Source organism: Bradyrhizobium valentinum, assembly GCF_001440405.1.
Taxonomy (GTDB): domain Bacteria; phylum Pseudomonadota; class Alphaproteobacteria; order Rhizobiales; family Xanthobacteraceae; genus Bradyrhizobium; species Bradyrhizobium valentinum.
Map to the genome: position 1 here is coordinate 32,266 of NZ_LLXX01000131.1, position 10,909 is coordinate 43,174.

11 protein-coding genes are annotated in these 10,909 nt (G+C 61.5%); 4 read left to right on the forward strand and 7 right to left on the reverse strand.

Annotated features, from left to right (window positions below; genetic code table 11):
• Both CP49_RS47670 and CP49_RS22835 read right to left on the reverse strand, forming a co-directional pair.
• Positions 1-564 (reverse strand): TCP-1/cpn60 chaperonin family protein (locus CP49_RS47670; RefSeq protein WP_276326849.1); only part of this gene is annotated, 564 nt, incomplete at its 3' end.
• A 90-nt stretch (positions 565-654) separates the two neighbouring features.
• Positions 655-969: a co-chaperone GroES gene (locus CP49_RS22835; protein WP_057852438.1), complete on the reverse strand. Its 315-nt coding sequence runs from the start codon at positions 967-969 to the stop codon at positions 655-657.
• Between the two features lie 381 nt (positions 970-1,350).
• Here CP49_RS22835 and CP49_RS22840 point away from each other — a divergent pair, with 381 nt between their 5' ends.
• Together CP49_RS22840 and CP49_RS22845 are read left to right on the forward strand one after the other, a co-directional pair.
• Positions 1,351-1,638 carry an usg protein gene (locus CP49_RS22840; protein WP_057852439.1) on the forward strand — a complete coding sequence of 96 codons (288 nt, stop codon included), beginning with the start codon at positions 1,351-1,353 and terminating at the stop codon, positions 1,636-1,638.
• A 229-nt stretch (positions 1,639-1,867) separates the two neighbouring features.
• Entirely contained in the window at positions 1,868-2,416 is a 549-nt protein-coding gene (locus CP49_RS22845; protein WP_057852440.1) for a cupin domain-containing protein, read from the forward strand.
• A gap of 99 nt (positions 2,417-2,515) precedes the next feature.
• Here the strand turns inward: CP49_RS22845 and CP49_RS22850 are convergent, their stop codons facing one another.
• Both CP49_RS22850 and CP49_RS22855 read right to left on the reverse strand, forming a co-directional pair.
• Positions 2,516-3,766, reverse strand: a complete 1,251-nt coding sequence (locus CP49_RS22850) for a NupC/NupG family nucleoside CNT transporter (protein ID WP_057852441.1) — start codon at positions 3,764-3,766, stop codon at positions 2,516-2,518.
• A 58-nt stretch (positions 3,767-3,824) separates the two neighbouring features.
• The gene (locus CP49_RS22855; RefSeq protein WP_057852442.1) at positions 3,825-5,096 is read right to left on the reverse strand and encodes a glycosyltransferase family 87 protein; all 1,272 of its coding nucleotides are present in this window, start codon (positions 5,094-5,096) and stop codon (positions 3,825-3,827) included.
• 171 nt (positions 5,097-5,267) lie between these two features.
• On the opposite strand from CP49_RS22855, the gene CP49_RS22860 reads away from it, so the two are divergent.
• On the forward strand, positions 5,268-6,305 hold the full coding sequence (locus tag CP49_RS22860; protein WP_063791745.1) for a glycosyltransferase family 2 protein: 1,038 nt from the start codon (positions 5,268-5,270) through the stop codon (positions 6,303-6,305).
• 220 nt (positions 6,306-6,525) lie between these two features.
• Here CP49_RS22860 and CP49_RS22865 read toward each other — a convergent pair whose 3' ends face one another.
• A complete protein-coding gene (locus CP49_RS22865) occupies positions 6,526-7,290 on the reverse strand; it encodes an SDR family oxidoreductase (RefSeq protein WP_057852443.1) in 765 nt (254 codons plus the stop codon).
• 13 nt (positions 7,291-7,303) lie between these two features.
• The gene (locus CP49_RS22870) at positions 7,304-8,062 is read right to left on the reverse strand and encodes a proteasome-type protease (RefSeq protein ID WP_057852444.1); all 759 of its coding nucleotides are present in this window, start codon (positions 8,060-8,062) and stop codon (positions 7,304-7,306) included.
• A 173-nt stretch (positions 8,063-8,235) separates the two neighbouring features.
• Between CP49_RS22870 and CP49_RS22875 the strand changes: the two genes are divergently transcribed.
• Positions 8,236-9,846 (forward strand): ABC transporter substrate-binding protein, encoded by a 1,611-nt coding sequence (locus CP49_RS22875; RefSeq protein WP_057852445.1) that lies wholly within the window; start codon positions 8,236-8,238, stop codon positions 9,844-9,846.
• A 125-nt stretch (positions 9,847-9,971) separates the two neighbouring features.
• On the opposite strand, the gene CP49_RS22880 is transcribed toward CP49_RS22875, so the two are convergent.
• Positions 9,972-10,814, reverse strand: a complete 843-nt coding sequence (locus tag CP49_RS22880) for a transglutaminase family protein (protein WP_057852446.1) — start codon at positions 10,812-10,814, stop codon at positions 9,972-9,974.
• Positions 10,815-10,909 lie beyond the last annotated feature (95 nt).

The following is a 10,909-nucleotide window of genomic DNA, read 5'->3' on the forward strand; positions in this document are numbered from 1 at the left end:
GTCGAGCTCGGTGTCGAGCGACTTGGCTTCCTCAACCGTGATGACGCCTTCGTTGCCGACCTTGGCCATCGCTTTCGCGAGGAAGTCGCCGATTTCCTTGTCACCGTTGGCGGAGATGGTGCCAACCTGGGCGATCTCATCGTTCGAGGTGACCTTCTTGGAGTTCTTGACGAGGTCGGCGACCACGGCTTCCACCGCCAGGTCGATACCGCGCTTCAGATCCATCGGATTCATGCCGGCGGCAACCGACTTGGCGCCTTCACGGACGATTGCAGCCGCGAGCACGGTCGCGGTGGTGGTGCCGTCGCCGGCCGCGTCAGCGGACTTGGAGGCGACTTCGCGCACCATCTGGGCGCCCATGTTCTCGAACTTGTCGTCGAGCTCGATCTCCTTGGCGACGGTGACGCCGTCCTTGGTGATGCGGGGAGCGCCGAACGACTTGTCGAGCACGACGTTGCGGCCCTTCGGGCCGAGCGTCACCTTGACGGCGTTGTTGAGGATGTCGACGCCGCGCAGCATGCGGTCGCGGGCATCGACACCGAATTTGACTTCTTTGGCTGACATATTTGATTTCCCTGAGTTGATGCTGATTCTCACCCTGTCGGGGAGGCGCCTTGCGGGCGCTCCTCAGGGTGAGCGTTGCAGGCGAAGCGCTTAGGCGGCCTTCTTCTTGCTGGCGGGCACGTCGAGCACGCCCATGATGTCGCTCTCCTTCATGATCAGGAGTTCTTCACCGTCGATCTTGACCTCGGTGCCCGACCATTTGCCGAACAGCACGCGGTCGCCGACCTTGAGGTCGATAGGGATCAGCTTGCCAGCTTCGTCACGGCCACCGGGGCCAACGGCGACGATTTCGCCCTGCGAGGGCTTTTCCTTGGCACTGTCCGGAATGATGATGCCGCCAGCGGTCTTCTCTTCGGCGTCGATGCGCTTGACCACGACGCGGTCGTGAAGCGGACGGAATTTCATGCAGTCCTCCTAAGTTTCTGAAAATGTTGTCAGATTCTGGAATTTTGGCAGTCCGGGCCAGCGAGTGCCAGCTCGGCTGCGCAGGACATAGGCCAGACTTGTTCGGGGGACAAGGGCTTCTAGCAGAAAAATTGGCACTCAAATATGACGCCTGCCAATTTCGTTAATCATGATTAATCCGGCGGGCGAGGCCTCCGGACCCAGTATTAGCACGTGCGGTAAGCTGCTGCTAACGCGCGAATTTTCAACACATCATTAAACATTTAGGCTTGTGATGGGTTGGTATCGTGCGTCACATTTCTCTCATGTGAGCGCATCTCCGCCGGGGTGGCTCGGTGTGTGGCCACCACGACAATGCGCTCCTGAAATGGAGGTATTGGCATGGTCTCGCGGGTTGGAGTTGCTTCCGACGACTTCCGGAAGCAGGTGCTGGGTTACGGGCTGACGACGGCGCAAATCCTGTATCGGATGCCGGATCATCCCTCATTGCTGCAGACCTATGTCTGGCAGAACTACGATCTCTGTCCGAAATTCCCGGCGCTGAAGGACTTCCTCGCCTTCTGGCAGGAAAAGCTTGATGGCCCGCTGTTTTCCGTAACGGTCGCGCATTCCAGGCTAATCAAGCCGACTGAGCTGCGCGCGGTGGACGGCGTGTTTCGGCTGCATTGAAAGTGCAGCCCCTCATGGTGAGGAGGCGCGAGGCGCCGTCTCCGGACGATGCTTCACATCGCCAGGAGAACCATGAGGCCCCGCTGGTGCCATTCATCCTTCGAGACGGCGCTTACGCGCCTCCTTAGGATGAGGTCTGACAGATGGTGGGCACGGCGCAAGCGCCTTTGCCCACCCTACGAAAAAATTTTGTGTTAGCCTCCCGCCACAAACAAAAGGGGAGGTATCCATGGCCAAGAAGAAAGTGGCGTCGCGCGCTGCGGCGCAGCCTGCTGTGAAGAAGAAATGGTCGGGCCACAAGACGACAGCCAAATCCTCAGCCCGCAAGACGATCAAGTCGAAGGCGAGGGGCGTTGCGGCGACCAAGCCCAAACTGGCCAAGAAGGCGCGGCCGAAGCAGCGCATTGCCATCAGCCATCACCGCGAAGAAGATTTTAAAGCCGACGGCCTGCGCACTTACGCAAAGTACCGCGACCTCGGCATCGCGGACGCGACGCACGGTTTGGCGCAGGCGCATGTGATCCGCCTGCAGGGTCCCTGCAATCCGGCGGAAGTTTCAAAACTGCATTACCACGACGTCGAATTCCAGATGGTCTACGTGCTCAAGGGCTGGGTGAAGACCTACATGGAAGGCCAGGGCGAGACACTGATGAAAGAGGGCAGCGCCTGGACCCAGCCGCCGCGCATCAAGCATCTGATCATGGACTATTCCGACGATGTGGAATTGCTGGAAGTGATTTTGCCGGCGGAGTTCAAGACGGTGGAATTGGCGTCGTAATTCTCGCCGTCATTCCGGGGCGACGCGCAGCGTCGAACCCGGAATCTCGAGGTTCCGGGTTCGACGCTGACGCGTCGCCCCGGAACGACGGAGAGAGCGCTACGTCATCACCCCTACCACCGCGCCCATCAAACACGTCGTCAGCGTGCCCGATACGATCGACTTCAGCCCCAGCGCATTGATCTCCTCGCGCCGCTCCGGCGCCATGGTGCCGAGGCCGCCGATCATGATGCCGAGGCTGGCGAAGTTGGCAAAGCCGCACATCGCATAGAGCATGATCAGCCGCGAGCGCGGATCGAGCGTATCAGCGCCGAGTTTTGACAGTTCGACATAGGCGATCAGTTCGTTGAGTACAGTCTTGGTGCCCATCAGGCTTCCCCCCGTGATCGCTTGCGGCCAGGGCAGGCCCATCAGCCAGCACACCGGCGCCATCAGGTAGCCCAGCAGTCGCTGCAGCGAAATTTTGCCGCCGCCGATCTCGGGCAGCAGCCCGAGCATGGCGTTGACAAGATAGACCAGCGCCACCAGCACCAGCAGCATCGCAACGATGTTCAGGAGAAGTTCAAGTCCCGCCGTGGTCCCCTTGACGATCGCGTCCATCGTGGAGGACGCATGCATGTCGGGATCTTCCAATGATCCGCCGGTGCGCTTGTCCGAAGTCTCCGGCACCATGATCAAGCTGACCAAGATGGCCGCCGGCGCGCCGAGCACCGAGGCAATGACAAAATGCGCCGCCGCATCCGGGATCAGCGGTGCGAGGAACGTGGCGTAGAGCACCAGCACAGTGCCGGCGATGCCGGCCATGCCGCCGGTCATCACCAGGAACAATTCGCTGCGCGTGAGCTGCGCCAGATAGGGCCGGATGAAGAGGGGCGCCTCGACCATGCCGAGAAAGATATTGGCCGCGGTCGACAGTCCCACCGCACCGCCGACGCCGAGCGTGCGCTCCAGGAGCCACGCCATGCCGCGCACGATCGGCGGCAGCACGCGCCAGTAGAACAAGAGCGTCGTCAGAACGCTCATGACCAGCACGATCGGCAGCGCCTGAAACGCCAGGATGAAATCCGCGCCCGGCGCTTTCAAGTCGAAGGGGAGCGCGCCGCCGCCGAGATAGCCGAACACGAAGGAGGTGCCGGCGCGGGTGGCCGCCGCGATCGTGTTGACAGCATCGTTGATGGCGCCGAATGCCTTTGCCACCGGCGGCAGCTTGAGCAGCACCAGGGCCGTGACGACGGTGACGGCAAGGCCAACCGCCATTTGCCGCAACGAAACCGCGCGGCGGTTTTCGCTGAGCGACCATGCGACGGCCAGCAACGCCAGTACGCCGAACGCTGATTGTAGTTGCAGCATGAATCCCCCAAAGCCAATGCTATTATGGGGGTAGGTGCGCCAACGACGCAATGCGTTATCAGCCGACGGCAGCGGCGGTCGCGTTGCTCGGCACCGCTGGTGCGAATAATTTTAGCAGCAGATAGGCCGCGAAGGCAGATGCGACAAATCCGGGTCCTGGAATTTGCAGGTGGCCAAGCAGCAATTGCAGCGCGGGGACCCAGAAAATGAGTTGGGCAAGGCGGCGACCCGTGGCATCAAGCTTTCCCTCTGCGAGCAGCGCGACGCTTGCGAATGTCAGCGGCAGCAAATCGTAGGAGCCCAGATAGGGCGAAGCGCTCGCTGTGCAGGCCAGAAACAATGCCTGCAACTGCCTGGCATCGCCGCCACTACGATAACGGAACGCGGCGGCTACCGCCGCGACGGCCGCAATGGCGAAAGCAAGCTGGATCATTTCACCAGCGCGATTGCCGACAAGCCCGCGCACGTTCATGAAAATACTGGACTGAAACGGCACCGCCGTGCCAGCAGGATCGCGCAGCACTTCGCGCTGCAACGGCATCGCCTTGGTGATGTAGTCATGCCAGCTCTCTGGACCGCCGATGGCGACGCTGATCGCGAACAATACAACCGCTGTCATCGCAGCCCACAAGAAAACCCGCCAGCGCCCAGACGCGATCAGCGCGAACGGAAACAACACGCCAAGCTGCGGCTTCACCGTGAGCAGCCCGATCAGCACGCCGGCGACGACAGGTCGCTTATCGAGCGACGCGAAGATCGCGAGCAGGGCAGCGGTCGTGAGCAATGAGCTCTGGCCCGAGAGCACGCAAAGCAAGGCGGCCGGCGAGACCAGAACCACCACGAGAGTACGCTCGTCGGCAACCTCCCGACGCCCCGCGAGGTAGAACGCGAGAAGACTGACCGAAAACCATGCGATCAGGGCCGGGAAATAGGCAAGCAAACCGAACGGCGCCATCACGACAAGGGCTGTCGGCGGGTTCGGCCAGTTCTGTCCGGGATAGCCGGGGCCGAGCAGCTTGGCGAGCTCGGCATTGTAGGTCACAAGATCGTAGAATCGGGCGGGATCGGCATCCAGGACGGCGCGCCCGTACATCCAAAGGTTCAGGAAATCGCGCCCCAGCACCAGCGTGACCTTGTCGCGCGGAAACGGCCAGGTCCAGTTGGTAGTGCAAGCATAAGCCAGCAGCGTTAGCGTAAAGAACGCGCCGCCGAGCAGCAGCAGAGCTCGTAGAAATTCTGCGTTTTCCAGGTTGTCGGTCTGCGGGACGAGAGTGCCCAGAAACGGTGCCCTGCGCGAACGATCTGGATTGGACAGGCTCTCGTCTGGCATCGCGATCCGCCCTTGAAGGTCTCAAATGGCCGGAAACCGGCCGAAAATTCATGCGGCACGCAAATTATATGCTGCAACTTAAGATCTTCTTTAGGAGAAACCGGCAAAAATAGGGGATGATCAGCACCAGGCGTTCGATGCCCGATAACCGGTGCGGGGCGGTTTCAACCGATGAATTGCGTCGTCATCCCTGCGTACCGCGCGGCAGCCACGATCTTGCCGGTCATCAAGGCGATCGGTCCTGAAATAGAGATGATTATCGTCGTCGATGACGGCTGCCCCGAGGGTACGGCGCTCGTGGTTGCGAACCGTTGCTCTGATCCGCGCGTCGTCCCATTGATGCACGATACAAACCGGGGCGTCGGCGGCGCCTTCCTGACGGGCATGCGTTACGCAATCACACATGGCGCTGATATCATCATTAAAATCGATGCCGATGGACAGATGGACCCGTCGCAGGTGCCGGCACTGATCCACCCCATCGCCAGCGGACAGGCTGACTACGTCAAAGGCGATCGCTTCTTCTTCCTCACCAATGCGGCGTCAATGCCGAAGGCCCGGCTGATCGGCAATCTCGCCCTGTCGTTCATGGCAAAACTGTCAAGCGGCTACTGGACCATTATGGATCCGACCAACGGCTTCTTTGCCATTCATGCCCGCGTCGCAGAACTGCTCGACGATGAGCGGATCACAAAACGGTTCTTCTTCGAAACCGACCTGCTGTTTCATCTTGGGCTGATCCGCGCCAAAGTCGTCGAGTTTCCGATGCGTGCGTCTTATGGTGAGGAAGTATCGAATCTGCGCATTTCGCATCAGCTCGCGCCGTTCTTCAGCGGACATCTACGCAATACCTTCCGCCGGATTCTGTACCGCTACTTCTTTCGCGAATTCTCGCTGGCGTCGATTCAGCTTGTCGCGGGCACTGCACTGTTTGGCTTCGGTCTCGTATTTGGATCGTACCACTGGTGGGCGGCGGGGGATCAACTGGTGCCGACCGGAACCATTATGATCGCAGCGCTGACTTTTCTGATCGGATTCCAGCTTATGCTGTCGTTCCTGAATTACGACATCAGTTCGAGCCCCCGCGAACCGTTGCACCCGTTTCTGATCCGGGCTCCGAACCTCGCCGCTGTCACAGACGATCTTGCTAAAGCAAGCGCACCGGCGGCGAGCGATGAGGCCCCGCAGACGGTCCGCCGGCAGGCATAGCGCGCGATCTACTGTTCCCGGCGCTGCGGAAGGTGGAGCGGCTGAAGTAGGGGACACGTCAGGGCGGCTACGATGCCTCAGCATGTCGTCCCTGCGAACGCAGGGACCCATACCGCGTGATCTCTCATGTGCACACGAACGGTAGACGGCTCGTAACCCAATCAGCGCCGCGGAGTATGGGTCCCCGCGTTCGCGGGGACGACGCGCCTGCGGGGTTTGCTTACCCCCGTCCCACAAACGGCATCTTGGTTGCCATCACGGTCATGAACAGCACGTTGGCATCTAACGGCAGGCCGGCCATGTAGGCGACCGCGTCGCCGACCGCCTTCGCGTCCATGCGCGGCTCGTGCTTCATGGTGCCATCGGGCTGCATCACGCCGGGGCCGGCGACCATGCGGTCCGTCATTGGGGTTGCGGCATTGCCGATGTCGACCTGGCCGACCGCGATGTCGTACATGCGGCCGTCGAGATTGGAAGCCTTGGTCAGGCCGGTGATCGCGTGCTTGGTGGAGGTATAGGCCGCCGAGAACGGGCGCGGGGCGTGCGCCGAGATCGAGCCGTTGTTGATGATGCGGCCGCCGCGCGGGTTCTGGTCCTTCATGATGCGGAAGGCGTGCTGGGTGCACAGGAAGGGGCCGGTGAGGTTGGTGTTCACCACCGCCTGCCACTGTTCGAGGCTGAGATCCTCGAAGTTCACCGGCGGCGCGCCCATGCCGGCGTTGTTGAAGAGAACGTCGAGCCGGCCGTAGGTTTCCATCACCTTGGCGAACAGCGCTGCGATCGAACCGGGGTTGGTCATGTCGGCGGAGACGCACAGGCTCTTGCCGACATTGTCGCCGAGCTTTTTGGTTTCCTCCAGCATCTCCATGCGGCGTCCGGCGAGTACTACGGTGAATCCCGCATTCATCAGCGCCAGCGATGCCGCGCGTCCGACGCCGGTGCCTGCACCGGTAACGAGCGCGATCTTGTTTGTTGCGTCGGCCATTGTTTCCTCGCCTTCAGTTTTTTGTTTCTGTTTCGGATTTGTAGGGTGGTCTCGGGATATTCTGATGCGCCGCGCGCAGCGCCGCCGACCAGCGGGAACGCAGATCGTGGAAATAGGGCTCGCCCGCCTCGATGCGGTGGTTGAGGTCGGCCTCGCAGGCATCCGTGCGCACTACCAGAACGTCGATCGGCAGGCCGACGCCGAGGTTGGAGCGCATGGTCGAATCCATCGAGATCAGGCCGGTCTTCAGCGCCTCGTATAGTTCGACGTCGTAATGCATCGCGCGGTCGAGCACCGGCTTGCCGTATTTGTGCTCGCCGATCTGCAAGTACGGCGTGTCGGTGGTGCATTCGATGAAATTGCCGGCGGTGTAGACCATGAACAGCCGCATCCGCGAGCCCTTGATCTGTCCGCCAAACAGGAAGGAGACGTCGAAGCTGACGTCTTCGGACCTTAGCGCCGGGCCTTCGGTGGCATGGACCAGGCGGATGGCGCGGCCGATGCGCTGCGCCGCCTGGAACATGGTCGGCGCGTTCATCAGCGTTTCGACCTCACCGGTGTTGGGATCCTCGACGCCCTCGGTCAGCGTCGAGAGCACCGACTGGCTGATTGCCAGATTGCCGGCACTGGCAATCGCCATGATCCGCTCGCCGGGTTTGGAGAAAATATGGAGCTTGCGGAAGGTCGAGACGTTGTCGAGGCCGGCATTGGTGCGGGTATCCGCAATCATGACCAGACCGTCCCGCACCAGAATTCCGCAACAATAAGTCATGCCAAGTCCCCGAACGCATCCGTTTTTAGGCGGCCAAACTAGTAGCCAATTTCGCGGGGGCATCCAACCCCAAATCCCCCGTGGCGCGGGATGCGCCGGCCGGATATTGATTAAATCCGCCGCCTCCGGCACGCTGGCTGTCCCATAAGAACAAGAAACAGTGGGAGGCCATCATGTGCGCCAGTCGGTCGTCACGCGAACTTACCGTATCTGTGGCGATGCTTTGCATCGCATTGCTCACGGCGGTTCCCGCCGCGGCGCAGAAGAAGGGCGGCACGCTGCGGCTCTATCACAACGACAATCCACCCTCGACCTCGCTGCATGAGGAAGCGACCATCGCCTCGGTGACGCCGTTTGCGGCTGTTTTCAACAACCTCGTCGTGTTCGATCCGGCCAAGGTCCACGAGAGCATCGACACGGTTATTCCGGATCTGGCGGAAAGCTGGTCCTGGGATTCCACCAACACGAAACTGACCTTCAAGCTGCGGCAGGGCGTGAAATGGCACGATGGCCAGCCGTTCACGGCCAAGGACGTGCAGTGCACCTGGCGGATGCTGATCGGCAAGACCGAGACCAAGGACTTTCACCGCAATCCGCGCAAGGTCTGGTACACCAAGCTGCAGGATGTCTCCATCAACGGCGATCATGAAGCAACCTTCGAACTGAGCGAACCGCAGCCGAGCCTGCCGGTATTGCTCGCCAGCGCGTTTTCGCCCGTTTATCCCTGCCATGTGCCGCAACAGGTGATGCGGACCAAGCCCATTGGCACCGGGCCGTTCAAATTCGTCGAATTCAGGCGCGGTGAGTCCGTTCGCCTGGTGCGCAACCCCGACTACTGGAAGAAAGACCGTCCCTATCTCGACGAGATCACGTTCCGGATGATCGACAGCCGCGCCACGCGCATGCTGGCCTTTGCGACCGGCGAATATGACATCACCTTTCCCTCCGACGTCAGCGTTCCCTTAATGCGCGACATGAAGGCGCGGGCGCCGCACGCGATCTGCGAGATGACCACGACGGGGACGCAGATCAATTTGATGGTCAACCGCGTCAATCCGCCGTTCGACAATTCGGACATCCGAAAGGCGATGTCGCTGGCGCTCGACCGCAAGCCCTTCAACAGCATTCTGATGGAGGGGCTGGCGCGCATGGGCGGGGCGATGCTGGCCAAACCCGAGGGCGAGTGGGGCATGCCGCCGGAAATGGTGACTGATCTGACCGGCTACGGTCCCGACACCGAAAAGAACATCGCCGAGGCGCAGGCGATCATGCAGAAGCTCGGCTACAGCGACGCCAAGCCGCTGCCGATCAAGATCCAGACGAGGAACTTGCCGACCTATCGCGATCCCGCCGTGATCCTGACCGACCAATTGAAGAAGATCTACATTGTCGGCGAACTCGACATTCTCGATACGCCGCGCTGGTACGCGCGGCTGGCGAAGAAGGATTACACGATCGGGCTGAACGTCACCGGGGTCAGCGTCGACGACCCCGACGGCAATATCGTCGAGAACTACTCCTGCAAGTCGGAGCGCAACTACACCCAGTACTGCAACGCCGAGGTCGACCGGCTGCTGGCGGCGCAGTCGGGCGAGCTCGACAAGGAAAAGCGCAAAAAGATGGTGTGGGACATCGAGCGACTATTGGTCGAAGACGCGGCGCGGCCGATCATCCTGCACAGCACAGCCGGCAATTGCTGGCAGCCCTATGTGAAGAATTTCCAGCCGCACGCCAACAGCCAGTACAACAACCTGCGGTTCGAGGATGTGTGGTTGGATAAATAGTATTTCCCCTCATGGTGAGGAGCGCGTAGCGCGTCTCGAACCATGAGGCCCCGATCGCGCCTGCGGCCCATCCTTCGAGACGCCGCTTCGCGGCTCCTCAGGATGAGGGGAGTTTGTGGTGCTTACTACGACTGCGACTGGCTCTGCCACTGGCCCGGCCGCCCGGCCTGTTCGACCTTGACGGCGACCGTCAGCGTCTCGGTGCCGCCGCCGTAGCGGGTGCCACGCACCGGTGCGGCGCCGAGGTAATCGAGCCCGATGGCGACGCGGACATGGGCGTCGGTGGTGCAGATGCCGTTGGCGGTATCGAAGCCGACCCAGCCGAGGTCAGGTACATAGGCTTCCGTCCACGCGTGGCCGGCCTGCTGATGGATGGTGCCGTCGGAGCGCAGGAAGTGTCCGGAGACGAAGCGGGCCGGCACGCCGCCGGAACGGGCGCAGGCGATGAAGATGTGGGCGTAGTCCTGGCAGACGCCGCGCTTGAGCGCAAAAGCTTCCGCTGCCGACGTTCCTGAATTGGTGGGGTCCTCATCGAACGTCATATGCTCGTTGATCTGCACCATCAGCGCATGCAGGAAGCCGAGCACGTCGCCGTCGGATTCCGAGCGCAGCTCGCGGGCGAAGGTCGCCATCGCCGGATTGACCTCGGTGAGCGCGGTCTGGCGCAGGAACAGGCCCGCGGGGAATCGCTCGTCGGTGCCGCGCAGCACGCCGCCGGTGTCGTGCGTTTCGATCAGGCCCTCGACATGGATGGTGAGGTCGGCGATCACGCCGTGGGTGAGAACATGCGTGACGTTGCCGAACGCGTCCTGATGCATGTCGAGGCGGGAATCCGTCGACACGTCGATCTGCCATTCGGCGACATACTGCCCGTCATGGCTGCCGGGCGTCATGCGCAGTATCTGGATCACGCCCGAGGCGGGAGGCTCGTAGCGATAGCTGGTGGAATGGTCAATTCGCAGGCGCATGGCTCAACCCGATTCAGATCGTCATGCCCGGGCTTGTCCCGGGCATCCACGTCTTTCTCCCCCATCGGCATAGCAAGACGTGGATGGGGGGGGGC

Coding starts and splice junctions, on each gene's coding strand:
- CP49_RS22860 (WP_063791745.1), top strand. CDS start 5,268: ATGAATTGCGTCGTCATCCCTGCGTACCGCGCGGCAGCCACGATCTTG.
- CP49_RS22850 (WP_057852441.1), bottom strand. CDS start 3,766: ATGCTGCAACTACAATCAGCGTTCGGCGTACTGGCGTTGCTGGCCGTC.
- CP49_RS22870 (WP_057852444.1), bottom strand. CDS start 8,062: ATGACTTATTGTTGCGGAATTCTGGTGCGGGACGGTCTGGTCATGATT.
- CP49_RS22855 (WP_057852442.1), bottom strand. CDS start 5,096: ATGCCAGACGAGAGCCTGTCCAATCCAGATCGTTCGCGCAGGGCACCG.
- CP49_RS22840 (WP_057852439.1), top strand. CDS start 1,351: ATGGTCTCGCGGGTTGGAGTTGCTTCCGACGACTTCCGGAAGCAGGTG.
- CP49_RS22875 (WP_057852445.1), top strand. CDS start 8,236: ATGTGCGCCAGTCGGTCGTCACGCGAACTTACCGTATCTGTGGCGATG.
- CP49_RS22845 (WP_057852440.1), top strand. CDS start 1,868: ATGGCCAAGAAGAAAGTGGCGTCGCGCGCTGCGGCGCAGCCTGCTGTG.
- CP49_RS22880 (WP_057852446.1), bottom strand. CDS start 10,814: ATGCGCCTGCGAATTGACCATTCCACCAGCTATCGCTACGAGCCTCCC.
- CP49_RS22865 (WP_057852443.1), bottom strand. CDS start 7,290: ATGGCCGACGCAACAAACAAGATCGCGCTCGTTACCGGTGCAGGCACC.
- CP49_RS22835 (WP_057852438.1), bottom strand. CDS start 969: ATGAAATTCCGTCCGCTTCACGACCGCGTCGTGGTCAAGCGCATCGAC.